This is a genomic window from Solwaraspora sp. WMMA2065, assembly GCF_030345075.1.
GTDB lineage: Bacteria > Actinomycetota > Actinomycetes > Mycobacteriales > Micromonosporaceae > Micromonospora_E.
Genome location: NZ_CP128361.1, coordinates 4,916,828 through 4,943,821 on the forward strand (window position 1 = coordinate 4,916,828; position 26,994 = coordinate 4,943,821).

The following is a 26,994-nucleotide window of genomic DNA, read 5'->3' on the forward strand; positions in this document are numbered from 1 at the left end:
GCGGCCGGGCCTGCGCTCAGGCCGACACGAACGCGGCCCGCCGCCGGGTCTCCACCTCGGCGGCGAGTCGCGGTGCCCGCTGCCGGGCCTGCGGCAGACCGCACCCGGCCAGCCAGTTCGCCAGCATCAGATGGCCGCCCTCGGTGAGCACCGACTCGGGGTGGAACTGCACACCCTCGACCGGCAGGCTCCGGTGCCGCATCGCCATCACCACCCCGGACGCGGTCCGCCCGGTGACCTCGATCTCGGCCGGCAGACTGTCCTCGCGTACCGCCAGTGAGTGGTAGCGGGTGGCGGTGAACGGGTCCGGCAGCCCGGCCAGCACCCCGACGCCCCGATGCTCGACCAGCGAGGTCTTGCCGTGCAGCAGCTCGGGAGCACGTTCGACGACCCCACCGAACGCGGCACCGATCGCCTGGTGGCCGAGGCAGACGCCGAGGATCGGCAGCTGTCCGGCGTACCGCTCGATGACCTCCAGGCAGATGCCGGCGCTGTCCGGCGCACCCGGCCCGGGGGAGAGCAGCACACCGGCCGCGCCGAGCCGGCCGACCTCGTCGACGGAGATCTCGTCGTTGCGCCGAACGTCGCAGTCGGCACCCAGCTGGCCGAGGTACTGCACCAGGTTGAACACGAACGAGTCGTAGTTGTCGATCACCAGTACGCGCACGCGGACACCTGACTCTAGTCGCCGTTCTCATCGGGTACGGGGTTGTTCGTCTCGGTGTCGTACGGCAGCTCGTAGTCGTCGTCGCCGCCACTGTCCGGGTCGCCGCCGTCGGTGCCGTCAGCCGGACCACCGTCACCGGGGTCGGTACCGGTGCCGCCGCCGTCCTCGGTCACCTGGACGTCGTCGAACGGCAGCAGCGGCTCCGCCCACGGGAAGACCACGTACCAGAGCAGGACGACCGTCAGCCCGGCGAGCAGCGCCGAACCGATCAGCTTGCCGGGCGTGCCGAACGGGAGCTTGCGCCAGATCCAGGCGTACATGGCTCAGCCGCCGAGTTCCGCCGGTCGGCCATCGGCCTTGGGCTGGCTGCGGACCAGCGCCGCGTGCACGATCAGCCGCTGGTAGTTGTCGAACTTCGGGTGGCAGGTGGTCAGGGTCAGCATCGCCTCGGTCGGCTGCGCCCGGCGGTCGCCGGGTACGGCGGCGACCACTTCGGTCTGGTTGGGCAGCACGATGTGGTTGCGGGTGACCGCGTACACGTGCCAGGTGTCCCGGTCCTCGACGACGATCGTGTCGCCGTCGCCCAGCTCGTCCAGCCGCCAGAAGGTGGCCCGGTTGCGGTGCCCGGCCACCGAGAAATTGCCGACCTCCCCGGGGCCGGCGCTGTCCGGGTAGTGGCCCGGTGCGTACCGGATGTCGTCCTGGCCGACGCCCTCGACGACGATCCAGTTCTTGTCCAGCTTCGGGATGTAGAGCCCGGCGACCGGGGTGCCCTGCACCTGGATGGTGGGGGACGCCTCGGGCTCGGGTGTCGGGCCGTCGCTGACCACCGGCTCGGGCACCTCGGCCCACTGCTGGGCGAGCTGGTCGCTGAGCTCGTCCTGATGGGCGTTGACGATGACCGACTTGCCCCAGATCTCGTAGCCGGCGAAGAGCAGTACCACGATGCCGAAGGTGATCAGCAGCTCCCCGGTGACCCGGGCGGTGGTGCGCAGCGCGGTCCAGATGGTCGGTCTGGTCAGTTCGGAGTACACGCTCTTGTAACCGCTGTCGGTGCGCTCCGGTCGCAACTTGACCACCCGCTCACCGCGACGGGGGGCGGCACCGTCGCGCTCGCCGGGGCCGGGATCCCGCCCGCTGCCGGCCGGTGACTCGCCGTTCGGCGGCGGCTGGTAGCTGCTGATCACGACCGGCAGCACCGTGGTGGACGCGGCCGGCTCGGCCGGGTAGGCGGGGATGACGGCCGTGCGGGCAGCATCGTCGCGCTCCGGCGGCCGGGGGCGCTGGTACTGGGCCAGTTGCTGCGGCGAGTAGCCGGGCGGGTGCTGATGTGCCGGGGGTGTCGGGCCCGGGGCCGTTGCCGGGTTCGGCCCGGTGAAGCGGGGAAGCACCGTGGTCGAGTCGTCGGTGTGGTATGTGCGGTGCCGGCCCGAGTCGTGCGGTTGGTCGGGATGGCCGGGCGCCTCTGGATGGCCGGGCACCCCGGGCCGGGTCATCGCGCCGACTCCGCAACGGTGGTGTGCCGCAGCGCTGCCGAGCCGTCGAACGCCGGCACGGTCAGCTCGGCTTCGACGGTCTCCTGGTAGCCCAGCTGGAAGTGGGTCACGGCGTCCCTGAACAACTGCACCCCTTCGGAGTCGGCCAGCGCCTGCTGCAGGGCGCTGGGGTCACCGATCGCGGCGATCCGAAATGGGGGCGAGTAGACCCCGCCGTGCAACAACAGCGTGTTCCCGACACAGCGTACCGCGCTGGTCGCCAACACCCGTACATCCATGATTGACATCGCTTCGGCGCCGCCGGCCCACAGTGCGTTGACCACTGCCTGTACGTCGCTCTGGTGCACCACCAGGTCGTCGTTGCTGGCACCGTCCGGCAGGTCGGTCAGCCGCGGCGCGTCGTCGAGTTCGATGATGACGCCCGGGCCGGCCAGCGCGGTGAAGCCGGCCGCTGACCGGTTCGCGTCGATCCGGGCCTGCTGCCGCGCGATCGGCTCGTCCGACCCGGCGACCAGCTCCGTCTGCTGGTCGACCTGGTCGCGCAGTTGGGCGGCTCGTTCCTCGGCGGCGGCCAGCTGGGTACGTCGGTCGTCGATCAGCTGCGCGAGTTGTGGTCGACGGTCCTCCCGCAGGCTGGTGCCGCTGGCGGTGGTGGCGGTCGTGGTGAACAGCAGGCCGGCGAGCAGCGCGATCAGCGGTACGCCGGCGGACCAGCCGGGCTGCTCCGCGCCGCGCCGGCGACGCAGCAGTCCGCGAACGGCACGCCGGACCACGTCCCGCCAGGACGCGCTGCCGGAGGTGTACTCCATCTCGCCCCCTCTCCGCCTGCCGGCCATCGACAAGTGTCCGCATAATGGACCACCTGGGCGGTCTATCGCACCTGGTGGACCTGGTTGTGCCCAAATGTCGCTGCTGCCGTGCTGCGGCCCGTGGCCGGATCGCGGCAACTTGACTACGCTAGCTCTTGAACATTATTGGCCATGGACCGTCGCCGCTGCGTCCGGTTGCCGGGCCGGATGATAGCCACCAGGAGAGCGTCGTGCCCAAGTCGCAGGTTCGCAAGAAGAAGGTCTACACCCCGCCGACCGACGTCCGCCCGACCCAGACGGCTGCCACCCGCAAGCCGAGTCCGGTCTGGTTGCCGATCAGCGCCGTCTCGTTGATCGTCTTCGGCATCGGCTGGCTGGTCGTCTACTACCTGTCGGAGACCGCCTACCCGGTCGCCTCCTGGGGCTACTGGAACCTGGCGATCGGGTTCGGCGCCATGGTGAGTTCGCTGATCCTGCTCTCCCGCTGGCGCTGACCCGGTTCACAGTCGGTCCGCAGCCGGCCCGCCAGTGCCGCCCAAGGTCGGTCGGTGTCCCCGAGGACGCCGGCCGACCTGCTGTTTTATCGAGGGCCGGGCGGCGGCGCGGCGGCGACGCTGCCATAGGGTGGCGAGTACCGGGCGCCGGTCCGGTGCGACGCTCGTCACATTACCCATGGGTAACCTGGCGGTAGGCTGAAGCTCCGTGACCGGCCTTCCGGTCACTCTGCCGCTCGTCCAGCACACCGGGAGGCCAACGAATGGGTACGGTCCAGATCGTCACCACGGTCGTCGCCGCCATCGTCACCGCCGTCGCGGTGGTGCTCGCCGGCCGGGCGGTCTGGCAGTTCGTCTCGATCATCCGACTCGGCAAGGCCGACCCGCACCGCACCGGTGACCCGGCCACCCGGGCGAAGGTGATGCTGAGCGAAACCCTCGGCCACACCCGGATGCTCAAATGGAGCGTCGTCGGGGCGGCCCACTGGTTCGTCATGGTCGCCTTCATCGTGCTCTCCATCCTCGTACTGGAGGCGTACTTCGAGGTGGTCGACGCCGGCGGCGGCATTCCGGTGATCGGCGGTTGGCTGCTGTACGGGCTGGTCACCGAGCTCATCTCGATCCTCGGCATGGCGGGTATCGGCGTGCTGATCGGGATCCGGCTGGCGAACCGGCCGACCCGCGCCGGCGGCCGGTCACGGTTCACCGGCTCGACGATGTGGCAGGGCTACTTCGTCGAAGCCGTCGTGCTCGCCGTACTGATCTGCGGCTTCTTGATCCGTGGCTTCCGGGTGGCCACCGACCACTTCGACTTCCCGGTCTGGGCCACCCCGGTGAGCCACGCGCTCGGTGCCGTCCTGCCCGCCTCCGAATCGGCGATCAGCATCACCGCCCTGATCAAGATTCTCATCTCGATGACCTGGCTGATCGTCATCGCGCTGACGCTGACCATGGGGGTGGCCTGGCACCGGTTCGCCGCCTTCTTCAACATCTACTTCAAGCGGGACCCCGGCCGGCCCAACTCCGGCCTCGGCGCGCTGCGGCCGATGATGAGCGACGGCAAGCCGCTCGACTTCGAAGAGGCCGACCCGGAGTCGGACCAGTTCGGCGTCGCTCAGGTCGAACAGTTCAGCTGGAAGGGCCTGCTCGACTTCACCACCTGTACGGAGTGTGGCCGCTGCCAGTCGCAGTGCCCGGCCTGGAACACCGGCAAGCCGCTGTCGCCGAAGCTGCTCGTGCTGTCGCTGCGCGACCACGCCTACGCCAAGGCGCCGTACCTGCTCGCCGGCGGCGGAAAGGATCTCACCGGCGAGGAGAAGGGTACGACCGAACAACTCGCCAAGGTCGACGCCCTGGCGCTGGCCGAGGCCGACCGCCCGCTGATCGGCGGCGCCGACGACGGCGGCGTCATCGACCCGGACGTGCTCTGGTCGTGCACCACCTGCGGGGCCTGCGTGGAGCAGTGCCCGGTGGACATCGAACACGTCGACCACATCGTCGACATGCGCCGCTACCAGGTGCTGATCGAGTCGAGCTTCCCCAGCGAGGCCGGCGTGATGCTGCGTAACCTGGAGAACAAGGGCAACCCGTGGGGTGCTCCACCGAACACCCGGGAGGACTGGACCAAAGGGCTCGACTTCGCGGTGCCCCGGGTCGGCGAGGTGGACGACTTCGAGTACCTGTTCTGGGTCGGCTGCGCCGGCGCGTTCGAGGACCGGGCCAAGAAGACCACCCGCGCGGTGGCGACCCTGCTGCACGAAGCCGGCGTCGACTTCGCCATCCTCGGCGAGGGCGAGACCTGCACCGGCGACCCGGCACGGCGGATCGGCAACGAGTTCGTCTTCCAGATGCTGGCCCAGCAGAACGTCGAGACCATCAACGAGGCGTTCGGCGACCGGGAGCCGGCGAGACGCAAGATCGTCGCGACCTGCCCGCACTGCTTCAACACCCTCGGCAACGAGTACGGCCAGCTCGGCGGCCACTTCGACGTCGTACACCACACCCAACTGCTGGCCCACCTGGTCACCGCCGGCAAGCTCACCCCGGTCACCCCGGTCGACGGTGGGTTGACCTACCACGACCCGTGCTACCTGGGCCGGCACAACCGGGTGTTCAGCCCGCCCCGGGAAGTGCTCGGTGCCGCGTTGACCGCAGGCGCCGGGGCGGGCGGCGACGCGGCCCAGCTGCGGGAGATGCCGCGCAACTCGGAACGCTCGTTCTGCTGCGGCGCCGGCGGGGCGAGGATGTGGATGGAGGAGCGGATCGGCAAACGGGTCAACGTCGACCGGGTCGAGGAGGCGCTCTCCACCGGTGCCCAGACCATCGCGGTCGGTTGCCCCTTCTGCTACACCATGCTCGGCGACGGGGTCACCGGCAAGCAGTCCAGCGGCGCGGCGGACGAGAACGTCGAGGTCGTCGATGTGGCGACGGTGCTGCTCAGGTCGGTCAAGCCGGCGGTAGCATCGTCGGCGTCATCGTCGGCCGAGGAGTAGGGAGAAGCGGGTGCTGGGTTGGGCCCGCGAGTTCCTCTCCCAGCCCTGGCCGTTCCTCACCCTCGCGGCGCTGGCCGGCGTGAGCCTGCTGGCGCACCGGCCGCTCGCCGTACGGCTCGGCTGGGCACGCTGGCCGACGCTCGGGATGCTTCTCGGCGCTGCCGCGATCGCCGCGCTCACCCTGCCACCGGCACCGACCGGGTCCGGCGTACCGCTCGCCCCCGGGGTCTCCGTTTCCGGCCCGGACGGGGAGGTCTTCGCCGCGTGCCTCCGGTCGCTCACCGATCCGGCGGTGCTGTGGTCCGGGCTGGTCACCGTCGACTCGCTCGGCGAACGGGTCGGCAACGTGGCGATGTTCGTACCACTGGCGTTCTGCACGGTGCTGGCGGTCCGCCGGCCAGCGCTGGCCACCGGGCTGCTCCTGCTGGCCCCGGTGGTCGTCGAAGTAGGCCAGGCGGTGCTCGGCGTCGGCCGTGAGTGTGTCGGCTACGACTGGGTCAACAACGCGACCGGGGTGCTGATCGGGGCGGTCGGCGGCGGCGTGGTCCGGTTGCTGTGGCGGCGGTTCGCGCCGTCACCTACCAAGGTCAGCTAGCTGCCAGTCGCGACGTCGGTGGCGGTGAAGACGCTGCGGGCGACCGTTGCCCGGTACCCGGCGACGACGTCGGTGGTCGCAGCGATCGGCCAGGCTGCCGGCCCGAGCACTGCGGGCGGCCGGCGCCGCGCGTCCAAAGGTGGTGCAGCACCGACGTCCGGCACGTCGAGTGCGTTCAGCAGGCAGGCCAACGCGGCGGTACGTGGTCCGACCGGTCCGGCGCCGCGCTCGGCGGCGGCCAGCCGTCGCCGGGTCTCCGTCTCGGCGGGCGGTTCGCCGCCGTCCGGCGGAGCGAATTTGGTCCGGGGCAGCACCCAGAGCACCCGGTCCCGTTCCCGGCGGAGCACCCCCGAGACGACCAGCCCGTTGAGTACCTCGTCGACTACACCGTGGGACAGATCGACCACCCAGTCGCGGGTCGCGCGGCCAGGCTCGGCCAGAATCCTGGTCCGTACCCGGTCGAGCAGCTTCCGACCCGGGTCGCTGCCGGGCGCGTACCCGCTGCCGGGATCGTCGCCGGCCTGCACCCGGCCGTCCGTGTCGATCGAAATCTGCCCGCCGACGGCGAGGTCGCACAACACCGCCCCGGCGACCGCATAGTCGAGCTCGGGGGAAGCGACGGTCGCGGTCCCGGAATCGTCATAGCTGAGCAGGACCAGCTCCTCCGCGAGGCTGAGCGACGTCATCAAAGTCCTTCCGTGGATACTCCGGCGTTGCGGCCGGGGAGGAACCGGAACCCCTGCGGAAGCAGGGCAGGCACGACCTCGCCTTCCTCGGCCACCACTGCCGTGGTGGGGGTCGACGCCGGCCTCGACAGCCTGTTCACCCTGTCGACCGGGGAGAAGATCCCCAACCCGAGACATGAACACCGTGACCGGCAGCGGCTGGCCCGCGCCCAGCGGAACCTCGCACGCAGGGCCAGAGGTTCGGCCAACCGGGCCAAGGCCCGGTTGGCGGTGGCCCGGGTTCATGCCCGGAGCGCCGACCGCCGCCGTGATCACCTGCACAAGTTGACCACTCGGCTCGTTCGTGAAACCCAGACGATCCTCGCGGAGGGGCTCTCCGTGACTGCCTGTGGAGGCGGTGTGAGACCTCACCAGGAGTCCTCCTCTCGGACGGGGCGGTCGTCGGTGTAGCAGGAACCCCCTGGGGCGACCCAGGGAATCCCCGTTCCTCCAGGGCGGGGAGGAAGTCAACACGCTAACCGCCCAGCCCGGTGCCTGCAGGAGAAACGGTAGCTGCGAGAGAAGCAGCGGCTGCAGGCGGCGACGAGCAGCTGCTTGCAATGAAGCAGAGACGGCAGGCGGTCTTGAACGAACGCCGCGCTTTCCAATAAGGTGATGCACCGACCGCTGCGGATGTCGGCCTCCGTACCCCCGCCCGTGAGGCCCCAGCGATCGACCATTGAAGGAGTCGCTGCCAATGGCACGTGCGCTCGCAAACTCGCACATCCATCGTCACAGTGGGTCCCCATATCGACGCGGAGAGCATCCGCGTGTACGAGTTCTTCAGCGTATCGCGTTTGCGCTGTTGCTTACCGTAACCGCACTGGTCTTCCCGGCTGTTCCGGCTCACGCCGAGCCGACGCTCGCTGAGATCGAAGCCGAGTTGGACGCCCAGTGGCTGAAACTGGAACCGGTCATCGAGCAGTACAACAAGGTGCACAGCGAGCTCAAGGCCAACGAGAAGAAGGCGGCTGCGCTCGACGAGAAGATCCGCCCGCTGTCGCTGCAGGCCAACCTGGCGGCGGACGAGATCGGTGAGGTGGCCAACCGCTATTACCGGACCGGGCCGTCGAGCGAGCTGAACGCACTCCTCCGGACCGGATCACCGACCAGCCTGGCGGATCAGCTCGTGGTGCTGGACCGGATCTCCAAGCGTCGGCAAGAAAAGATCACCGCCGTTCTGGAGACCCGCGACCGCTATCTCGCCGAACGGCAGACGCTGGACGAGTTGATCACGAAGCAGCAGGCACAGGACAAGACGCTCGCCGAGCAGCGCAAGACCATTGACGCCGAGATCAAGCGCCTGGAACGGGCGCGAAACGCCGCGTACCAGTCCACCGGCTACACCGGCGGATCTGGTGCCTCCGGCCCGTGTCCGGCGGTGTCGGTCGGTGGAGCCGCCGGGACCGCGGTACGCACCGCGTGTGCACAACTCGGCAAGCCGTACGTCTGGGGTGCCACCGGGCCGAACGCGTTCGACTGTTCCGGCCTGACCCAGTATGCCTGGGCAAGTGCCGGTGTCAGTCTCACGCATTACACCGGAACTCAGTGGAATCAGGGCAGTTCGGTCAGTCGCGCCAACGCCAGACCAGGGGATCTCGTGTTCTTCTTTAGTGATCTGCATCACGTGGGGATCTACATCGGTAATGGCCTGATGGTGCACGCTCCACGCGCAGGTCAACCCGTGCAGATGGAGAACATCGACAACATGCCGCTCGCCGGATTCAAGCGGGTCGGCTGATCGCAGCAGGTCAGCCCGCTCGCCAGGGCAATCTGAGTGACGTGCTTTGGCCAGCCGAACGTACGGTCGGACCGGTCTGAACGGGCCGGTCCGCCCAGCAAAATTCGAACGCTTGAACGATGGCAGCCTATGCACGATGCGCAATCGTCCGCGTACTCAATGAGATAGTCTGTGTTCTCGCTTGCGTAGCGAGAACGCTGCTCTCTAACCTTGGGGATCGTCGAGTCGGGAGGACGTCAACCAACCGGGTTGACCTCGACCTGACACCACCTAATCGCCGCCTGACGGCGAGCCGGGGACCCACGGCACTCCCGGGGTGAATCCGCAGACCACCTGCGGTAGGGCGTCTCCTTTCCGCCCGAACCCGTCAGCTAACCCGGTAGGCGGTCTGGGGAGAAGGAGTCCGGTGGCTACGAGCGCCCCTCGGCGATACCTCCGGTGGTCCAGCCGCGACCATCGGCGAAGAACGCCGCACGACCCTCGACGAATACTCACCGCGTTGATCGCCGCCACCACCGGCGTCGGTCTGCTGCTGGTCGGAGCGCCGGCGCAGGCGCAGCCGACCGTCGCCGAAATCGAGTCGCAGATTGACGAGGTCTGGGCCGAGCTCGAACCGACGATCGAACGGCACAACGCCGTACGGCAGGATCTCGCCGCCAAGAAGAAGCAGGCGGACGAACTGCAGAAGAAGATCAAGCCGCTGCAGATCCAGATCGACCTGGCGATGGACCGGGTCAGCGAGTTCGCCGCGCGGTCGTACAAGGGTGGTAGCCCGTCGGTCTTCAACGCGATTCTCACCAACGGCAAGCCGACCCACCTCGCCGACCAGCTCGAGCTGCTGGACCAGTTCGCCCGCCGGCAGGCCCGTGACGTGCAGGCCGTCGTCGACCTCAGGAACGAGTACGCCGCGAAGAAGGCCCCGCTCGACGAGTTGATCGTCGAGCTGACCAGTACCGAGGCCCAGCTGGCGGCGAAGGCCAAGGAGATCGACGCCGAGGTCGACCGGTTGCAGGACCTGCGCCTGGAGGCGTACGGCTCGACCAACACCCTCGGCTCGCTGCGTCCCGCGCCCTGCCCGGCGACCTACCCCGGCGGTGCGGCCGGCAAGGCCGTCACCTTCGCCTGCGCGCAGATCGGCAAGCCGTACGTGTGGGGTTCGGCAGGACCGGGCAGCTACGACTGCTCCGGTCTCACCCTGGCCGCCTGGGGGCAGGCCGGTGTCTCACTGCCACACAACGCGGCCCGGCAGCGTCAGGTGACCGCCAATGTGAGCCGGGACCAGCTGCGCCCCGGCGACCTCATCTTCTACTACAGCGGGCTCTCCCACGTCGGCATGTACGTGGGTAACGGCTGGATCGTGCACGCCTCCCAGGCGGGCGAACCGGTGCAGATGCGCAAGATCGGTTCGAGTGTGCACAGTTACGGCAGGCCCGGCTAGACCTCACTCCTCCCCATGGCCTGGCGCGTGTCGCTGATCCCCCCGTCAAGCGGCAGCACCGGCCACCGGAAAGGCGCCCTCCCATGTCTCCCCCCGGCTTGGGAGGGCGCCTTTCGCCTGCCCGCCGCCAATGGGTCGGCTCTCCGACAGCCCAGCCGGTTCAGCTGGTCGGCCAGGTGCGCCACCGCTGCCAGGACCGGCTCGGAGTGGGCCCACGCTGCCCCTGGTACCGGGATCCGTAGACCGCCGACCCGTACGGATGCTCGGACGGCGACGAGAGCCGGAAGATGCACAACTGCCCGATCCTCATCCCGGGCCAGAGCTTGATCGGCAGGTTCGCCACGTTGGACAACTCCAGCGTCACGTGGCCGGAGAAGCCGGGGTCGATGAAGCCGGCGGTGGAGTGGGTCAACAGGCCCAGCCGACCCAGGCTCGACTTGCCCTCCAGCCGGGCGGCCAGGCCGTCGCCGAGCGAGACGACCTCGAGCGTGGAGGCAAGGACGAACTCACCGGGGTGCAGGACGAACGGGTCGCCGCTGGGCACCTCGACCTGGGACGTCAGATCGTCCTGCCGGGTGGCCGGGTCGATGTGGGTGTACAGGTGGTTGTTGAAGACCCGGAAATACCGGTCGAGCCGGACATCGATGCTCGACGGCTGGATGAGCGAGGATTCGAACGGCTCGAGGGAGAGGCCGCCGGACTTGGTCTCCGCGACGATGTCCCGGTCGGAGAGGAGCATCGTCACACGATAGCGACCGTGCGGCCGGTGTGACCGTGCGGCCGGTGTCCTGGCCGGAACGTACCCGGATCGGCGTGGCCGGGCGATCCCACTATCTCTTCGTACACATGTTCGATAGAATCACCGCATGGCAACCTGGTCCGAGTTCGCAGCCGACGAGCCCCGCCTGGCCACGGCGATCCGACTCCTCATGCAGCAGTACGGTCCCGGCCTCGGCTACCTCGCCACCGTCCGAGCCGACGGTGGTCCCCGGGTGCACCCGGTCTCCCCGGTGATCACCGACAGTGGGCTGTTCTGCTTCATCATCGACTCGCCGAAGCGGCGTGACCTGGAGCGGGACGGTCGGTACGCGCTGCACTCGTTCCCGCCGGAGGAGAGAGACGACGAGGCGTACCTGGCAGGTCGGGCGCATCCGGTCACCGATCCGGCCAAGGTGGGTCGGCTCGCCAGCGATCTCGGGGCCGTGCCGCACGTCGACTGGCGGCTGTTCGAGTTCACCGTCGACGTGGCGATGGTGGCGCAACGCGCTGGCGGCACCGGCCACTACGCGGCGGCGCCACGGCAACCAGCCGTCCAGGTCTGGCTCGACCCGACCAGCGGCAGCGTTTCCCACCCGGTGCCGACCCCGGTCGCCTGCTGACCCGCCGCGTGGCACCGGCCGACGCGTTGACGCCCTACCCGTTGACGGTCGGTCGACGGGCGCCGAGCCGTACCCCATGCTGTGCTCGGTTGGCGGCCGGGCCTGTTGCGCAGCGACCGGGCGGACCGGGTAGAGTGGGGCCGCTCGCGGGTGTAGTTCAATGGCAGAACATCAGCTTCCCAAGCTGACAGTGCGGGTTCGATTCCCGTCACCCGCTCCACATGCGGAAGACCCGCTCAGGACGTCGGTCCTGGGCTGCGGTTGGTCAGCTCTGCCACCTTTTGATCAATTCCTAGATTCCGGTCGTCAACCCGGACGCTGATCAGGTGTTCGGGGTCGTACCCGCGCTCGGCTTCTGCGACCAGTTCGCTCTCCAGCTGCGACGTGAGCGCCGTACCGTCCTTGGTCTGTCGGCTGGCTGCCAGAGCTGCCCGCCCGGGGACCCAAGATGCCTCCGCACACGTGATGCCGCAGGTGCATCCTGATGCACCTCTGGCATCAGGCCGAACAGGCGACCCTGGCCCGATGGGGTTGCACTGCGTGCAACGACCGCCGCGCATCGTCACCGACCTTGCGGTGTGGACGACGTCGGGCCGATACCCAGCAGCGCCAGCGCGGCGACCCGGCTTTCGATCACCTGGATCCGGTCGGCCCGTTCCGTCGGGGACCAGTGGGCCTGCTGGTTGGTCACCTGCCCGGGCCACTTCCGGTATAGCAACCCCGGCTCGTCGATGAAGTGACCGTCGCTGACCGTGCTCGCGGCGAGGAGCAGCCCGGTGTCCTCGGAGGCGGGCAGCGCCAGCCAGCCGCCCAGGGCCAGCAGCAGGTCCGTACGGATGCACAGCGTCGCCGGGTGCACCGGCAGCCGGTAGGCGTCCTCCTGCCAGCACCGGTGGACCGTACCGGCGGGCAACCGGCCGCCCGGTGGATCGGTGGCCATCCGTACCGTGCGGTGGTCGCTCAGCAGATCGAGCGCCGCCGCGGTGGTCCAGCCGACCGTCGGGTCGGCGGTGAGGACCGCGATGTCGCGGGCCAGCGCGTCGGAGGTCAGCCTGTCGTCGGCATCGAGCACCTTGACCAGCGGCCCGTCTGCGCGGGACAGCGCCATGGTGCGGGTGACGCCGGGGCCACCGGGGCGGTTGTGGCCGACGCTGATCCGGCGGTCCTGAGGCAGCGCGGCGGCGACCTCGCCGGTCTGCCCGTCCTCCTGCACCAGCCAGCGCCACTGCCAGCCAGGCGGCATCCGCTGCGCCCGCAGCGAGGCGTACGCGTCAGCGAGGTACGGGATGCTCGCGGGATGGACAGGAGTGACCACCGAGATGGTCTGCGGGGGCCGGCGCATCGCTCCGACTCTACTATGGGTTGTTGATCGTTGACCCAGCGTTGTGGCGCCCCGGTCTCTGGTACGAATGTGCCATGTCGGAACCGAAGGATTTGCTGGCTGTGGATGCCGACCACGCCCGACCTCGAGGGGTGGACGACGCAACGGTCGCGGCGCTCGGCGAGTTGAGCAAGGCACTGGAGACGGTGCACCGGGCCCGTGGCCACCTCTACTCCATGCACCAGCTGATCGGCGGCGCGGACGCGACCCTGGACCGGGTCGTCCAGCTGCTGCGCGGAGCCGGTCACCAGGACATGGCGGATCGGGTCGAGACGGAGCTGATTGGTCGCAACGTCCTGCCGGGCCGCTGGACGTTCCAGATCGTCGAGGAGTTCGACGACGGCTACTACGCGACCTTCCAGGCGGTCGAGCGGGCGGCCCGTGACGCGCTGGCGGGCGGCCGCCGGCACATCCACGAGGCGGAGATGAAGCAGGCCCGGCGTACCGTCGGCCGACCGGGACACGAGGCGACCCCGTAGCCGCTCTGCCCGACGAGGGCCCGACCGCCGTCCCGGCGGTTCACAGGTCTCTGCTGTGGATCAGGCTGTGGATTCGGAGTTCGTCGACGACGGCGGGCGGACAGTCGGCGACGATCACGGCGCTGCCGACGACGACCGCCCCGCGAGCTGCGGCGAGCTGCGCCATGGCCCGCAGCTGCGCGCCGCTGGTGACCCAGTCGTCGACCAGCAGGACCCGGTCGCCTGGGCCGAGGTGCCGGTCACGGACACCGAGCCGCAGCGTGCGGCCCCGGTAGTCGGGCGCCGTCGTGGTCCAGGTGGTCGCGTCTGCGATTGTCCGCTGCGGATCCTCCTTGTACGCGGGTACGACGCCGACGCCGAGCGCTGTCGCCACCAGCGGGCCGACAAGCAGCCCGGTGACCTGCGGGGTCATCACTGTGCTCGGCCGGTCCGCGTCGGCCAGGCCGGCGCTGGACAGCTCGGCGAGGGCCGGGCCGATCCCGGCGAGGATTCGGGGGTGTCGCCACCACCCGGACAGGTCGCTCACCAGATGGCTGCTGGTCGGGCCGGGGTCGTGCCAGACGAAGGTGTCGATCAGCAGCCGCCGGAGTGCAGGCGGCTGCGGCACGTCGCCGGTCGCGGTTGGGCGGGACCGGTGTGGGTGAGCGCCTGCGGCGTCGGTCACCGGTCGAGTATGCCGGGAGTCCTCGCTGGTAGATCTGCCGGGCACACTTGAACGGCACGGCCTGCCTGCGGCTGGCGGCATGGCTGGCGGTGATCCTGCTGGTCGGTGTACTCGCGGGCGGAACGGCCATGGCGTTCGAACTGACCGCCGGTACGTCGACGACACCGCCTGCGGCGTTCACGGCCGTGCCGTCCACGGCTGCGGCGTCCACGACCACCCCGTCCACGGCGTCCGGCTCGCCGGGCCCGGACCGCTCGACCGCGTCGACCCGGGCGGCACGTGGGGCCGACCGAGCCGCCCCGACGCCGGAACCGGCCCCGACTCAGAACGGGGACCAGACCGGTGGCCAGGTGGTGGAGAGCGGCACCTGCGGTGCGTCGTACTACGCCAGCGGACAGGTCACCGCGAACGGTGAGGCGTTCGACCCTTCGGGGATGACCGCCGCGCACCGTACCCTGCCGTTCGGCACCGAGGTGCGGGTGGCCAACCCACAGACCGGTGCCTCGACCTGGCCCGTGCCGCTTTCGCGAAGATTGCGACTCTTGACCTGGGTCACCTGCAGGTGCGCTGCGAGATTCTCGGCGACTGACCGCAAGGCTGAGTTGTCACTCAGTGTCGAGCCACTGGTCAGCGGCGTGATGTGCCATTTTCAGGTTTGCCCACAGGTTGAGCAACCGCTCGCCGCCCACCCGGGGGATAGCCAGGGTGCCAAGGTTGTCCAATACTCCGGGTGGCCATTTCCGGATCAGACGACAGGCCAACTCCGTTGGGCCACCGCCACTGATGAGTCATGCTGTTTCGCGTACCCATGCACATCATCCCGATGGGCGGCCGCCGCCCACTCAGCGCTGGTTCCCGCGTCGGCCTCGGCGCGGCCCTCGTGCTGCTCGCGCTCGTCTCCGTGGTGGAGATCGCCGACGGGTCCGGCGTCAACTACGTCGGTCTGGTCGCCGCTGCCCCGTTCCTCGCGGCGGCCTTCGCGACGTGGCGGGTGGTGCTCTCCACCGGGGTGCTGGCCACCCTGGTCGGTGGCATCTTCGCGCTGACCGGTCAGATGCTCTCGCTGGCGACCGCGGTGAACGTGGTCGGTGTCGCGTTGGCCACCGGGCTGGCGGCGGCGGTCGCGGTCATCCGGGAACGGCAGGCACAGCAGATCGCTGAGCTTTCGCGGCTGGCGTCGGTGGCCCAGCAGGCGGTGCTGCGTCCGCTCGGACCGCAGGTCGGCACGCTCGCCGTGGCGGGACGCTACATCTCCGCCACCGCCGCTGCGGACATCGGCGGTGACCTGTACGAGGCGCTCGACACGCCATACGGCGTACGCATGATCATTGGGGACGTACGGGGCAAAGGCCTGGACGCGGTCCGACTGGCCAGCATTGTCCTGGGTTCGTACCGGCACGTCGCCTATGAGCGGGCTGACCTGCGGGCCATCGTGGCGGACCTGGACCGGGCGGTGGCGCGCAGCGTGGGCGACGAGGATTTCGTCACCGCCGCCCTGGTCGAGGAGCGCGGCGGAACGCTGACCATCGTCAACTGCGGACATCCGGCTCCGTTGCTGCTGCGCCGAGGCGAGGTGATCCCGCTGGAACCGCCGGCTCCGGCGCCGCCGCTCGGGTTCATGCCGGTGGTACGTCCCCGGGTCGAACGTCTCGAGCCGGGTGACCGGTTACTGCTGTTCACCGACGGGCTGGGCGAGGCACGTCGGGACGGTGCCTTCTTCCCCACCGCGGACCGGGCCTGGCGGCTGCTGGGTCACGGCACCGTTGGCGACGGCCTGGCATCACTGGAGACGGCGTTGGTCGAGTGGGTGTACGGGCGGCTCGACGACGACATCGCCCTGGTCCTGATGGAGTACTCGGGTTCCGGGGCGGTGCCGGCCCCGTCCGTACCGAGCTGGGAGGTCGGCGCGCCCGGCGGCTGAGTGGCCGTGCCGCCCCGGCGGGACGGAGCACCCGATGACAGCTGGTGTGCCGAGACCTGGGAGAGGTCAGGCCGGCTGGGCGATCGCGAACAGGAAACTGGTGCCGCCGAGGGCCCGGTGCCGGCCGACGTAGCGGCGGTTGGCGATCGGTTCAACCAGTGCGTTTAGCAGGCGGGTGACGGACATCTGTGCCTCCTGATGGCAACTGCGGCGCTTCTTGGGTTTTGCCCAATTTCTGCCTCTTGCACCGGGCAAAACGACCGTATTCCGGACAAGTGACGGCTGGTGGGCCGTGGGCTGCCCCGTTGCTGTCCTCGGTTTGCCAGACAACGTGCTTGTCGTTGGCTACCCGGGAGTAATACAGTGATGGTTACTGACCAGTAACAGCTGTTTGGAAGCGGGGCCGCCACGCGATGACCCACTACAAGAGCAACCTTCGGGACCTCGAGTTCAACCTGTTCGAGGTTTTCGGCGCCGACCGCACCTTCGGCCAGGCGCCCTACGCCGACCTGGACGTCGACACCGCCCGGAGCATCCTCAGCGAGGTCGAGCGGTTGGCCCGTGAGGAGCTTGCGCCCAGCTTCGTGCCGGGCGACCGCAATCCGCCGGTCTTCGATCCGGCCAGCCACTCGGTGACCCTGCCGCCCGAGTTCCGACGTTCGTTCGAGGCCTTCATGTCGGCCGAGTTCTGGCGGCTGGACCTGCCGGAAGAGCTCGGCGGCACCAACGCGCCACGGGCGTTGTGGTGGTCGCTGGCCGACCTGGTGCTCGGTTCCAACGCGCCGGTCTGGATGTACGCCTCCGGGCCGTCCTTCGCGCACACCCTCTACGTCGAGGGCACGCCGGAGCAGAAGGAGTGGGCCAAGCTCTTCGTCGAGCGGCAGTGGGCGTCGACGATGGTGCTGACCGAGCCGGACGCCGGCTCCGACGTGGGTGCCGGGCGCACCCGGGCGATTCCGCAGCCGGACGGTTCGTACCACATCGAAGGCGTCAAGCGCTTCATCACCAGCGGCGAGCACGACCTCAGCGAGAACATCATCCACTACGTGCTGGCCCGTCCGGTCGGTGTCGAGGGCGCCGGGGGTCCGGGTACCAAAGGGCTGTCGCTGTTCGTCGTGCCCAAGTACCACTTCGACGGGGCAACCGGTGAGCTGGGCGAGCGCAACGGCGTCTTCGCCACGAACGTCGAGCACAAGATGGGGCTGAAGGTCTCCACCACCTGCGAGCTCACCTTCGGTGAGCACGGGGTGCCGGCGAAGGGCTGGCTGCTCGGCGACGTGCACGACGGAATCCGGCAGATGTTCCTGATCATCGAGTACGCCCGGATGCTGGTCGGCACGAAGGCGATCGCCACCCTCTCCACCGGCTACCTCAACGCCCTCGAGTACGCCAAGAACCGGGTCCAGGGCGCCGATCTGCTGCAGATGACCGACAAGTCGGCACCGCGGGTGACCATCACCCACCACCCCGACGTCCGTCGGTCGCTGATGCTGCAGAAGTCGTACGCCGAGGGCCTGCGCGCGCTGGTCTGCTACACGGCCAGCTGGCAGGACAAGATCAACGTAGCCCGGGCGGCCGGCGACGAGGAGACCGTGCAGCTCGCCAAGCGGGTCAACGACCTGCTGCTTCCCCTGGTCAAGGGGTGTGGCTCGGAACGGGCGTACGAACTGCTCGGCCACGAGTCGCTGCAGACCTTCGGCGGCTCCGGCTTCCTGCAGGACTACCCACTGGAGCAGTACGTCCGGGATTCCAAGATCGACACCCTGTACGAGGGAACCACCGCGATCCAGAGCCTCGACCTGTTCTTCCGCAAGATCGTACGGGACAACGGCCAGTCGTTGATGGCGATCGCCGGCGAGATCCAGGCCTTCATCGCCGCCGAAGGTGGCAACGGCCAGCTCAAGGAGGAGCGCGCCGCGCTCGGCCGGGCGCTCGGCGAGGTGCAGAACATCCTCGGCGTGATGACCGGCTGGCTCGGCGAGGTGCAGAGCGGCGAGCCGCGCTCGCTGTACAAGGTCGGTCTGAGCAGCCGGCGACTGCTGCTGGCGCTCGGCGACGTGGTGATCGCCTGGTTGCTGCAGCGGCAGGCCGAAGTCGCCCTGACCGCGTTGGGCGGTGACGGGGTATCCGACGCCGACCAGAGCTTCTACCAGGGCAAGGTTGCTGCCGCCCGGTTCTTCGCCAGCGAGGTGCTGCCCCGGATCGGTGCCGACCGTCGGATCATCGCCGGAACCGGACTCGACCTGATGGACCTACCCGAGGACGCGTTCTGAGGAGACAACCAGAGGTTCCGCCGCCGCCGTTTCGAGCCCTCCCCGGCGGGTAGATCAGCAGGCGACCGCACAACTTGTAGCCACCGCACAAGGAGTGCACGCATGGGTATCGGCAGTGGAATCTTCCTCATCGCAATTGGCGCCATCCTGGCGTACGCCGTCCGGGCCGACGTCTGGTGGCTGGACGTGCGGGCCGTGGGCTGGGTGCTGATCCTGGCCGGGTTGGCGATCCTGCTCACCGTGCTCTGGTTCTGGAACGATCGCCGCCGCCGGGCCCGGACGGTCATCGTCGAGGAGAACAAGCTGGCCCATCCGGCGCAGATGGTGCCGCCGCCGGCGGAACCGCCGCAGCCGCCCAACTGACCACGTCGCCAACCTGACCACGTCGCCAAAGCTGACCGCGCCGCCAAACTGATTGGGCTGCGCGGTCAGCTGGTTCCAGCTGCCCGGGCGGTGTACGTGCGGGTCGCAGGTGCCGCCTGCGGTCCGCACGCCGTCCACTCGCCGGTGAACTCGTGAGCGGCGATCCCACAGGTCCGCAGTCCGCTGTCGCTGGCACCGATCGGGTCGAGCAGCGCCGAGGCGTAGGAGACCGTCGGGTTGTGCCCGACGATCAACACCCGGGACACCGAGTCGTCCAACTGCCGCACCAGGTCAAGCAGGTCGACCGCGGTCCCGCCGTACAACCGGGGTTCGAACCGGGCGGGTGCCGGTGGACCCGCCGCCGCCACCTCCTGCCAGGTCTGCCTGGTGCGCCGGGCCGGCGAGCAGAGCACCAGCTGGGGCCAGAGCTGGTGTTCAGCCAGCCACTGCCCGGCGTGTGCCGCGTCCGAGTGTCCGCGCGGGGTGAGCCCGCGTTGCTCGTCTGCCATCTGTTCGGGCTGCTCCGCCTTCGCGTGCCGGAGCAGCACGATGCTGCGTCGGGTCATCAGTGCAGCTTGCCTGATTGAGTTCGCAAGCGCCTGGGTACATCCGTGCCCGCCGCTACCTCACAAGCGGCATCCGGCCGGCACGACGGTGCCGGCAACAGCCAAGGAGGTACGAAGTGGGCATCGGCGGAAGCATCTTCCTCATCGCCCTGGGCGCCATCCTGGCCTTCGCGGTCGAGGCCGAACTGGGCTTTCTCGACCTGACCACGGTCGGCTGGGTGTTGATGGTGGCCGGCGTGTTCGGGCTGGCCCTGACGTTGTGGTTCTGGCAGAGCCGCCGCCGTACGGTGGTGTCCCCGACCGCGCAGGACGAGCCGGCGCCGGCTGCCCCGGTCGAGTCGGACCGGGTCGTGGAGGAGCAGTACCGGGAGGTGCGTCGCCCGGGTGGCCCGGTGCGGCGGTGATCCGGACATCGAGCAGACCGCCACCCCCCGACGGAACAGGATCTCCGACGGCCCCGAGCCGGGTCCCCGGCGGGGTGGTGGCGGGTCAGGCGTAGAGCGCGAAGTAGATCGCGATGTGATGGCACAGCGCGGCGACGAGGGTGCAGGCATGGAAGAACTCGTGGTGGCCGAAGACGGTGGGCCACGGGTTGGGGCGGCGCAGCGCATAGAAGATCGCCCCGACGCTGTATACCGCGCCGCCGACGATCAGCAGGACCAGTGCGGTGACCCCGCCGTGCTGCAGGATGTCGGGTAGTACCACCACCGCGACCCAGCCGAGGGCGATGTAGAGCGGGGCTCCGGCCCAGCGCGGCAGATGCGGCCAGATCAGCTTCATCGCCACCCCGGCCAGCGCACCGACCCACACCACGGTCAGTAGGGTGGCGGCACTGCGTCCGGGCAGCAGGAGCAGGCAGAACGGTGTGTAGGTGCCGGCGATGAAGACGAAGATCATCGAATGGTCCAGGCGGCGCATGATCTGGTACGCCCGTTCCGACCAGACCCGGCGGTGGTAGAGCGCGCTGGTGCCGAACAGTCCGCACACCGTCAGGCTGTAGACGACGCAGCTGACCAGCGCGGTCCAGCCGGGTCGGGTGGCGGCCAGTGCACAGAGCACGATGCCGCTGACCAGGGCCACGAAGAATGCGTACGTGTGCAGCCAGCCGCGCATCCGGGGTTTGCCGATGTCGACCGGCTTGAGGCGAAGGGGCGCTTCGGTGGTCACCAGATAAGGTTACGGCACCGTAGGTTACCCGCTGGTAGTGAGTCGCCTCACGTCCGCCTCCTGCCCAGCTGACGTCCGGCGGCCGACAATGAACCCATGCGGATACTTCCGGTCGGCCGGCACGCGCTACTGCTCGAATGGGCGGCATCGGCTGGCACCGTGCAACCCGGGGACAGCGAACCCGGCCCGGTCGACGCTTGGCGCGCCGAGCTGAGCCGGCGCCGTGAACTCGGCGACCTGCGGGTGGCCGAGATCGTCCCCGGAGCCCGGACCATCCTGCTCGACGGCCTGCCGGACCCCGCGCTGACCGCCAGCCAACTGGCCGGCTGGCAACCGGCGGCGGCCGAGGCCGTCGACGACACCGGATGGCGGATCACAGTACCGGTCCGGTTCGACGGTCCCGACCTGACCGACGTCGCCGGGCAGTGGGGGGTCGCCGTCGCCGACGTCGTGGACCAGCTGACCCGGATCGAGTTCACCGTGGCGTTCTGCGGCTTCGCGCCCGGCTTCGGATACCTGACCGGCCTGCCCAGGCGATGGCGCGTGTCCCGCCGAGCCACGCCACGCCCCGCCGTCCCGGCCGGCTCGGTTGCCCTGGCCGGTGAATATGCCGGCATCTACCCGACTGCGTCGCCCGGCGGCTGGCAGTTGGTCGGGCGTACCGACCTGGTGCTGTTCGACCTGGGGCGGGAGCCGCCCGCGACGTTGACCCCCGGCACCCGGGTCCGGCTGACCGCCACCGGGCCGACCACCGCACCCGGGCCGGTCGCGCCGCAGGCTCCGGCCGGAAACGGGGCGGACCGATGATCGAGGTGATCCGGGCCGGCGCGCTCACCACCGTGCAGGACCGCGGCCGGTACGGCTGGGCGCACCTGGGCGTACCTCGGGCCGGTGCGCTCGACCAGCCGGCGTTGGCGCTGGCCAACCGGCTGGTCGGCAACCCGCCCGACGCCGCCGGTCTGGAGATCACCCTGACCGGCTGCACGCTGCGGTTGCGCACCGGCGGCTGGGTCGCGCTCGCCGGGGCGCCGGCAACGGTCCGGATCGCCGGCCGGTCCGGTGGCTTCCTCACCTCGACGCCGGTACCACCGGACGCCGTGGTCGAGATCGGCCCGACCCGGTACGGCGTCCGCAGCTATCTCGCGGTCGCCGGCGGGATCGCCGTACCGGCGGTGCTCGGTAGCCGGTCCACCGACACGCTCGCCGGCATCGGACCGCCGACCGTACGCGACGGCGATGTGCTGCCGGTCGGCACCGCACCGCCGCCAGCGGCGCTGGGCCGGGCTGCGGCCGACGCGGTGCCCTGGTCCGCGCCGGTCGTTCCGGTCCGGCTCGCCGTCCGGCTCGGGCCACGGGCGGACTGGTTCACCGACGAGGCGGTCCAGCGGCTGCTCACCACCGGGTACGAGGTCAGCCCGTTGAGCAACCGGATCGGTGTCCGACTGACCGGCGCGCCGCTCACCCGGTCCGTCCGCGACGAACTCCCCAGCGAAGGGCTGGTGCTCGGCGCGGTCCAGGTCCCCGCCGACGGCCAGCCACTGGTCTTCCTCGCCGACCATCCGACCACCGGCGGATACCCGGTGGTCGGTGTCGTCGACGACGTCACCCCGCTGGCCCAGGCACGGCCCGGTACTACTGTGCGGTTCCATGGATCTCAACGCGGACCTCGGTGAGGGCTTCGGTATCTGGCGACTCGGCGACGACGAGGTGTTGCTGGACGTGGTGACCTCCGCGAACGTCGCCTGCGGTTTCCACGCCGGCGACCCGGTGACGATGCGCCGGATCTGCGCGGCCGCCGCCGAACGGGCCGTCGCCGTCGGAGCCCAGGTCGGCTACCGCGACCTGGCCGGCTTCGGGCGGCGACGGATCGACTACCGCTTTGACGAGTTGCGCGACGACGTGCTCTACCAGATCGCCGCGCTGGACGGCTTCTGCCGGGTGGCCGGGACCCGGGTCCGCTACGTCAAGCCGCACGGCGCGCTGTACAACACGGCCTGCGTGGACGAGGCGCAGGCCGCCGCCGTCGTCGCCGCAGTGGCCGACTACGACCCCGCGCTGCCGGTCCTCTGCCTGCCCGGCTCGGTCCTCGGGCAGCTCGCCACCGGTGCCGGGCTGCGGGCGGTCGGCGAGGGTTTCGCCGACCGTGGCTACCTGCCCGACGGTCGGCTGGTGCCCCGATCGGACCCGGGCGCGTTGCTCGGCGACCCCGACAAGGTCGTCGGGCAGGCGGTGTCCCTGACCCGGCGGCACAGCGTCACGGCCACCGACGGCAGCACCGTCACCAGCCCGGTCGAGTCGATCTGCCTGCACGGTGACACGCCCGGCGCGGTGGAGCTGGCCGGACGGATTCGCGCCGCACTGCTCGCGGACGGTCAACGCCTCGCCGCCTTCGTCTGACCGACGGTCAGTGTGAGTCGACTCCGCGCAGGATCAGCGGCAACCGACCCGCACCGGCCGGGTCGATCCGTACCGGCACTCCCCAGTCCTGCCTGGTCAGGTGGCAGGCGGCGTGCTCGGCGTCGGCGTCGCATGTCGCCGCCTGGGCGACCACCTGCAGCACGCCAGCGGCCACCGCCGGGTCGATGACCAGCCGCCGGGTCAGCCCGGTGTCGCTGCCTGCCCCGTCGAGCAGCAGCTCCGGTGGATCGGCCGAGACCTCCAGCCGGGTCGCCGGGCCGAAACTGGCATCCAGCTTCTGACCGGGCGCCGGAGTGAACACCACCTCGAGCGACAGTTCACCCGGTGCGATCAGCGTCGGTGGCCGTTCGGCGCGGCGCCGGGCACCGACGACCGTGGCGCCGGCCGCCGACAGGGCACCCGGTGCCAGCCGGGTGAGCCGGTGTGCCGCCGACTCCACCACCCAGACGGTGCCGTCCGTGGTAACCAGCACGTCACTCGGCTCCGCCAGACCGTCGGTCACCGTGGACACCCGGTCGGTGGCGGGGTCGTAGCGGCGGACGGCGCCGTTGTAGGTGTCCGCCACCAGCACTGAACCGTCCGCGAGCGCGCACACGCCGAGCGGATGTTGCAGCAGCGCGTCGGCCGCCGCGCCGTCGACCTGGCCGAAGTCGAACAGGCCCTGCCCGACGACGGTACGCAGCTCGCCGTCGGCGAGCCGGCGCAGCGCACTGGTCTCGCTGTCGGCGATCCACAGCTGGTGGCCGTCGACACTGGTGGCGAGGCCGGACGGCTGGGCCAGCCAGACGTCCGGGATCGGGCCGTCGCGCAGCGACTCCACGGTGGTGCCGGCGTACATGCCGGTGGTGCGGGTCGCCGGGTCGAACCACCAGAGCTGGTGGATGCCGGCCATGGCGACGATCACTTTGCCGTCGTACCAGGCCAGGTCCCAGGGCGAGGAGAGGTCGACGGCGCGGGCGTCGTGCGGGTGGTAGTCCACCGTCGAGCGCCACTGGCGGCCGGAGCCGGCGACCGTGCGTACCTCCCCGGTGGCGTACCGCAGGCCACGCAGCAGATGGTTGACGGTGTCCGCGACCACGATGTCGTACCCGGCCACGGCGGCGACGTCGGCCGGTAGCCGGAGCAGACCTTGCGGTTCGCTGAACGTCGCGGACCGGGCGGATCCGTCGGCACCGCCGCGCTCGCCGGTGCCGATCCGACGACGGACGGTCTCGCCGTCTGGTTCGAGCTCGACCAGCTGATGCCGGGCCGAGTCGGAGACCAGCAGGGCCCCGTCGTCGAGCGCCACCGCCTTGCCGGGGAAGCGCAGGGTGGTGTCGGCCGGCGTCGGCGGCAGGTACGGGCCGTCGCCTCGGCGTAGCGTGCCCTTCGCCTCGTGCGTCCGGATCAGCTGGTCGATCTCCCTGGACAGACCATCGGCGTGTCCCTCGCCGGCCATGGTGGCGACGACGTAGCCCTCCGGGTCGACCAGTACCAGGGTCGGCCAGGCCCGAGCGGCGTACTGCTGCCACATGTCCAGCTCCGGGTCGTCGAGCACCGGGTGGCTCACCCCGTACCGTTCCACGGCGGCCGCCACCGCCGCCGGATCCCGCTCGTGGGCGAACTTCGGCGAGTGAATCCCGATCACCACCAGGACGTCGGCGTACCTCTCCTCCAGCGGCCGCAGTTCGTCCAGTACGTGCAGACAGTTGACGCAGCAGAAGGTCCAGAAGTCCAGCAGGACGATACGTCCACGCAGCTCCCGTAGGCCGATGTCACGGCCATCGGTGTTCAGCCACTGTCGACCGTTGAGCTCGGGCGCCCGGACGCGAGGCGCGGTCACTCGGTGGCTTCCTCGCCAACGTCCGCGCTGCCCTCCGGGTCCGGTTCGGTTGCTGCGGCCTGCAGGCAGAGGACCTGGGCCCGGCCCGAGTCCGCCGGGATCTCGATGTGCGGGGCGGTCGGGTCGTCGCACTGGTCGAGCTGGTCGACCTTGGCGATGATTTGATACGCGCCCGGCTCAGCGCAGTCGGCCGATGCGGCGGTGTTGCCCGACTGTTTCACACAGTCGCCGACGGCCGGGTTGAACGGCTGATCTCCTGGCCGGGTGATGAGCCAGACCAGCGACATCGGGATTCCCACCAGCAGCACGGCGGCGACGAAAACCGCGACGAGGACCCGTCCGTTGCGGACCTGGGGGGCCGGCTCCGCTTCGGCCTCGTCGGCGGCCGGTTCTGCTGCATCCGGCCGGAACGCGTCAAACCGGTTCTGCTCCGGATCGGGCGGCCCCCACTGGCCGGCCGGCGGGGCGCCGTCGGCAGCCGGTGAAGCTCCTGGCTGGCCGGGGCCGGGCGGGTGCTGCCGGTCACCTGTGCCGGGGCGGTTCCAGTGACCCGCCCCGGCGTTGCCGGAGTCGACGAGGTCTCCGTACGGCGGCGCACCGGCTGGTCGGTAGCCCTGCGCCGACTCCGGCGGTGAGCTGGGCTGGATGTGCGCCCCGGCGCTCAGGTGCGGCAGTGCGAGCGCAGCAGCGTCGGGGCCGGCGCCGTCCGGTGCCCCGTCCGGCGTCGGCCGGGCACCGAACGGAGGCGCGACCTGTCCGGGGCGACGTGGTGTCAGCGGAGGCAGCCCGGGGTTGTGCTCCGGCATGGGGACCGGCGAGCCGGGTGGTGCGAACGGAACGCCGTTCTGGCCGGACTGGTGGGGACGCTGGCCGAACTGTTCGGGGTGCTGCTCGGCGGCTGGCTCGGCGTTGTTGACCGGCCGGCCGTAGACGCGGGGTTGGGCCGGTGCCCGACCGGTGGGCAGCGCAGCCGGATCCGTCGGCGGGGCGACCCGGCTGGTGCTGGGCACGGCTGCGGTGGCGGTTACCGCTCGGCTCGTGCCGCCGGTTGCCGCGACCGCTGGGCGGTGCTGCTCGGCTCCGGGACCAGCCTGTACGGGCGGCCCGGCGGTCGGCGCCGGCCGGTCGCCGACCGGCTCCGGGCTGCCGGCTTCGCCGCCAGGTTGCCCGGAACCGGGGAAGCCCGGGTGGGCGTCGGCAAGTGCCGGCTCGGGGTACGGACCACGTTGTTGCGGTACGTGTGGGGCCTGCTGCGGCGGGTGCGGGGCCTGCTGCGGATCGGGCGGCATCGGGGCACCGCCGAGCGCGGCGGCCAGCGATGCACCGGGCACCCGTGTCTCCTGGGGCGGCAGTGGCGTCGGGCCGGACGGCGAGAAAGGTAGCGCACCGCTGGGCCGCGGCGACTCCGACGGCGGACCCGGAGCGAATCGCGGTGGTTCCGGTGGCTCGGGTTGCTGCTGCGCTTCCGGTCGGCGGAACGGCTCGGGCTGCTGTTGCGGCTCCGGCTGACGCTGCGGTAGTTCGCCGAACCCTGCGGCGGCCGGCGGCACGGCCGGGGGTGGCGGGGCGGGAGCCGGCGTCGCGGGTCGCTCCGGGTCGGTCCGCCAGGCTTGCTGGGGCGACCAGGGCTCGGCCGCCGGAATGCTAGGCGCCGGAATGCCGGGTGGGGCAGGGTAGGGCGGCGGCGCCGGGTAGCCGGCGCCGCCCGGCTGGTCGCCGGATCCGGTCCGCCAACCGCCACCGGCCAGTGCCCACTGCTCGGGTTGGTGTCCGGCACCCGGGTCGCCGGGATCGGGGGCCGCGCCGCGTTGCGGCTGGCTGCTGCCGTATGGCGCGGGTCCGCCGACACCCGCCTCCTCCGGCTCCTGGCCAGGATGCTGCGTGCCCTCGGACGTCATGTGCGCCTCCTCCATGACATGTCAGCCGCGCCGGTGCCGCCGACCTGGCTGGTCGGTCGACCAGGGACACCGGCGGACCGGCCGGGCGGGCTCACCCGACCTGCGGTGGCTCTGCTGCCACCGTGGCCAGGCGGGCCCGGCTGGCTGTCTGCACTACCAGCCTGGGTGTGCCGGCTGGCCGTCCGGCGGCTGCCGACCGGTTCTGG

Annotated in this window: 27 protein-coding genes, 1 tRNA gene, 1 pseudogene and 1 riboswitch; of the genes and pseudogenes, 17 read left to right on the plus strand and 12 right to left on the minus strand. The window is 70.4% G+C overall.

What is annotated here, in order from left to right; all coding sequences use genetic code 11:
• Positions 1-16 precede the first annotated feature (16 nt).
• Genes O7610_RS22405 through O7610_RS22420 form a run of 4 tightly spaced genes read right to left on the minus strand, consistent with a single transcriptional unit; the run spans position 17 to position 2,972 of the window.
• The gene (locus tag O7610_RS22405; RefSeq protein ID WP_289211779.1) at positions 17-667 is read right to left on the minus strand and encodes an aminodeoxychorismate/anthranilate synthase component II; all 651 of its coding nucleotides are present in this window, start codon (positions 665-667) and stop codon (positions 17-19) included.
• Positions 668-681: 14 nt separating this feature from the next.
• On the minus strand, positions 682-987 hold the full coding sequence (locus O7610_RS22410; protein ID WP_289211780.1) for a hypothetical protein: 306 nt from the start codon (positions 985-987) through the stop codon (positions 682-684).
• 3 nt (positions 988-990) lie between these two features.
• Positions 991-2,163, minus strand: coding sequence for a class E sortase (locus O7610_RS22415; protein ID WP_475047550.1), 1,173 nt, complete (start codon positions 2,161-2,163; stop codon positions 991-993).
• Positions 2,160-2,972, minus strand: coding sequence for a DUF881 domain-containing protein (locus O7610_RS22420; RefSeq protein ID WP_281552425.1), 813 nt, complete (start codon positions 2,970-2,972; stop codon positions 2,160-2,162). The genes O7610_RS22415 and O7610_RS22420 overlap by 4 nt, the downstream gene beginning before the upstream one ends.
• A 230-nt stretch (positions 2,973-3,202) precedes the next feature.
• On the opposite strand from O7610_RS22420, the gene O7610_RS22425 reads away from it, so the two are divergent.
• From O7610_RS22425 to O7610_RS22435, 3 genes are all read left to right on the plus strand, one after another.
• The gene (locus tag O7610_RS22425) at positions 3,203-3,466 is read left to right on the plus strand and encodes a cell division protein CrgA (RefSeq protein ID WP_123606549.1); all 264 of its coding nucleotides are present in this window, start codon (positions 3,203-3,205) and stop codon (positions 3,464-3,466) included.
• A gap of 263 nt (positions 3,467-3,729) precedes the next feature.
• Entirely contained in the window at positions 3,730-5,958 is a 2,229-nt protein-coding gene (locus tag O7610_RS22430) for a heterodisulfide reductase-related iron-sulfur binding cluster (RefSeq protein WP_289211781.1), read from the plus strand.
• Positions 5,959-5,968: 10 nt separating this feature from the next.
• Complete coding sequence (locus O7610_RS22435) at positions 5,969-6,553, plus strand: VanZ family protein (RefSeq protein WP_281552427.1); 585 nt, start codon at positions 5,969-5,971, stop codon at positions 6,551-6,553.
• Here O7610_RS22435 and O7610_RS22440 read toward each other — a convergent pair.
• Positions 6,550-7,239, minus strand: a complete 690-nt coding sequence (locus O7610_RS22440; protein WP_281552428.1) for a GOLPH3/VPS74 family protein — start codon at positions 7,237-7,239, stop codon at positions 6,550-6,552. The genes O7610_RS22435 and O7610_RS22440 overlap by 4 nt on opposite strands.
• A gap of 12 nt (positions 7,240-7,251) precedes the next feature.
• Here O7610_RS22440 and O7610_RS30745 point away from each other — a divergent pair, with 12 nt between their 5' ends.
• From O7610_RS30745 to O7610_RS22450, 3 genes are all read left to right on the plus strand, one after another.
• Positions 7,252-7,689, plus strand: a complete 438-nt coding sequence (locus O7610_RS30745; protein WP_353850291.1) for an RNA-guided endonuclease InsQ/TnpB family protein — start codon at positions 7,252-7,254, stop codon at positions 7,687-7,689.
• Between the two features lie 286 nt (positions 7,690-7,975).
• On the plus strand, positions 7,976-9,019 hold the full coding sequence (locus O7610_RS22445; RefSeq protein ID WP_289211782.1) for a C40 family peptidase: 1,044 nt from the start codon (positions 7,976-7,978) through the stop codon (positions 9,017-9,019).
• Positions 9,020-9,276: 257 nt separating this feature from the next.
• Positions 9,277-9,420: riboswitch (cyclic di-AMP (ydaO/yuaA leader) on the plus strand.
• A gap of 98 nt (positions 9,421-9,518) precedes the next feature.
• Positions 9,519-10,457, plus strand: a complete 939-nt coding sequence (locus O7610_RS22450) for a C40 family peptidase (RefSeq protein ID WP_281552430.1) — start codon at positions 9,519-9,521, stop codon at positions 10,455-10,457.
• A gap of 160 nt (positions 10,458-10,617) precedes the next feature.
• Here O7610_RS22450 and dcd read toward each other — a convergent pair whose 3' ends face one another.
• Complete coding sequence (dcd, locus tag O7610_RS22455; RefSeq protein WP_281552431.1) at positions 10,618-11,196, minus strand: dCTP deaminase; 579 nt, start codon at positions 11,194-11,196, stop codon at positions 10,618-10,620.
• Between the two features lie 127 nt (positions 11,197-11,323).
• Here dcd and O7610_RS22460 point away from each other — a divergent pair, with 127 nt between their 5' ends.
• Both O7610_RS22460 and O7610_RS22465 read left to right on the plus strand, forming a co-directional pair.
• Positions 11,324-11,836 (plus strand): pyridoxamine 5'-phosphate oxidase family protein, encoded by a 513-nt coding sequence (locus O7610_RS22460; protein WP_281552432.1) that lies wholly within the window; start codon positions 11,324-11,326, stop codon positions 11,834-11,836.
• Between the two features lie 146 nt (positions 11,837-11,982).
• Positions 11,983-12,056, plus strand: a tRNA-Gly gene (locus O7610_RS22465).
• Between the two features lie 342 nt (positions 12,057-12,398).
• Here the strand turns inward: O7610_RS22465 and O7610_RS22470 are convergent.
• The gene (locus O7610_RS22470; RefSeq protein WP_289211783.1) at positions 12,399-13,178 is read right to left on the minus strand and encodes a glycosyltransferase family 2 protein; all 780 of its coding nucleotides are present in this window, start codon (positions 13,176-13,178) and stop codon (positions 12,399-12,401) included.
• Positions 13,179-13,252: 74 nt separating this feature from the next.
• Between O7610_RS22470 and O7610_RS22475 the strand changes: the two genes are divergently transcribed.
• A complete protein-coding gene (locus tag O7610_RS22475; protein ID WP_281552434.1) occupies positions 13,253-13,696 on the plus strand; it encodes a hypothetical protein in 444 nt (147 codons plus the stop codon).
• Positions 13,697-13,736: 40 nt separating this feature from the next.
• Here the strand turns inward: O7610_RS22475 and O7610_RS22480 are convergent, their stop codons facing one another.
• Positions 13,737-14,303 carry a phosphoribosyltransferase family protein gene (locus O7610_RS22480; RefSeq protein ID WP_475047577.1) on the minus strand — a complete coding sequence of 189 codons (567 nt, stop codon included), beginning with the start codon at positions 14,301-14,303 and terminating at the stop codon, positions 13,737-13,739.
• Between the two features lie 185 nt (positions 14,304-14,488).
• On the opposite strand from O7610_RS22480, the pseudogene O7610_RS30750 reads away from it, so the two are divergent.
• The 4 genes and pseudogenes from O7610_RS30750 to O7610_RS22495 form a co-directional block, all read left to right on the plus strand.
• Positions 14,489-14,797 (plus strand): annotated as a pseudogene (locus O7610_RS30750) (septal ring lytic transglycosylase RlpA family protein); the annotation flags it as partial.
• A gap of 371 nt (positions 14,798-15,168) precedes the next feature.
• Positions 15,169-16,281, plus strand: a complete 1,113-nt coding sequence (locus O7610_RS22485) for a PP2C family protein-serine/threonine phosphatase (protein ID WP_289211784.1) — start codon at positions 15,169-15,171, stop codon at positions 16,279-16,281.
• Positions 16,282-16,694: 413 nt separating this feature from the next.
• Positions 16,695-18,554: an acyl-CoA dehydrogenase gene (locus tag O7610_RS22490; RefSeq protein WP_289211785.1), complete on the plus strand. Its 1,860-nt coding sequence runs from the start codon at positions 16,695-16,697 to the stop codon at positions 18,552-18,554.
• Between the two features lie 102 nt (positions 18,555-18,656).
• The gene (locus O7610_RS22495; RefSeq protein ID WP_123606537.1) at positions 18,657-18,917 is read left to right on the plus strand and encodes a DUF6458 family protein; all 261 of its coding nucleotides are present in this window, start codon (positions 18,657-18,659) and stop codon (positions 18,915-18,917) included.
• Positions 18,918-18,982: 65 nt separating this feature from the next.
• Here O7610_RS22495 and O7610_RS22500 read toward each other — a convergent pair whose 3' ends face one another.
• Positions 18,983-19,483 (minus strand): SixA phosphatase family protein, encoded by a 501-nt coding sequence (locus O7610_RS22500; RefSeq protein WP_289211786.1) that lies wholly within the window; start codon positions 19,481-19,483, stop codon positions 18,983-18,985.
• A 116-nt stretch (positions 19,484-19,599) separates the two neighbouring features.
• Between O7610_RS22500 and O7610_RS22505 the strand changes: the two genes are divergently transcribed.
• Positions 19,600-19,887, plus strand: coding sequence for a DUF6458 family protein (locus tag O7610_RS22505; RefSeq protein WP_281552438.1), 288 nt, complete (start codon positions 19,600-19,602; stop codon positions 19,885-19,887).
• Positions 19,888-19,972: 85 nt separating this feature from the next.
• Here the strand turns inward: O7610_RS22505 and trhA are convergent, their stop codons facing one another.
• Positions 19,973-20,650 (minus strand): PAQR family membrane homeostasis protein TrhA, encoded by a 678-nt coding sequence (trhA, locus tag O7610_RS22510; protein ID WP_278172704.1) that lies wholly within the window; start codon positions 20,648-20,650, stop codon positions 19,973-19,975.
• Between the two features lie 96 nt (positions 20,651-20,746).
• On the opposite strand from trhA, the gene O7610_RS22515 reads away from it, so the two are divergent.
• Genes O7610_RS22515 through O7610_RS22525 form a run of 3 tightly spaced genes read left to right on the plus strand, consistent with a single transcriptional unit; the run spans position 20,747 to position 23,047 of the window.
• Positions 20,747-21,457, plus strand: coding sequence for a 5-oxoprolinase subunit B family protein (locus O7610_RS22515; protein WP_281552439.1), 711 nt, complete (start codon positions 20,747-20,749; stop codon positions 21,455-21,457).
• Entirely contained in the window at positions 21,454-22,323 is an 870-nt protein-coding gene (locus O7610_RS22520) for a 5-oxoprolinase subunit C family protein (RefSeq protein ID WP_281552440.1), read from the plus strand. Before O7610_RS22515 ends, O7610_RS22520 begins: the two co-directional genes overlap by 4 nt.
• Entirely contained in the window at positions 22,298-23,047 is a 750-nt protein-coding gene (locus O7610_RS22525; RefSeq protein WP_281552441.1) for a LamB/YcsF family protein, read from the plus strand. Before O7610_RS22520 ends, O7610_RS22525 begins: the two co-directional genes overlap by 26 nt.
• A 7-nt stretch (positions 23,048-23,054) precedes the next feature.
• Here O7610_RS22525 and O7610_RS22530 read toward each other — a convergent pair whose 3' ends face one another.
• Both O7610_RS22530 and O7610_RS22535 read right to left on the minus strand, forming a co-directional pair.
• Complete coding sequence (locus O7610_RS22530; protein ID WP_281552442.1) at positions 23,055-24,890, minus strand: NHL domain-containing thioredoxin family protein; 1,836 nt, start codon at positions 24,888-24,890, stop codon at positions 23,055-23,057.
• A complete protein-coding gene (locus O7610_RS22535; protein WP_289211787.1) occupies positions 24,887-26,788 on the minus strand; it encodes an LppU/SCO3897 family protein in 1,902 nt (633 codons plus the stop codon). Before O7610_RS22535 ends, O7610_RS22530 begins: the two co-directional genes overlap by 4 nt.
• Positions 26,789-26,994 lie beyond the last annotated feature (206 nt).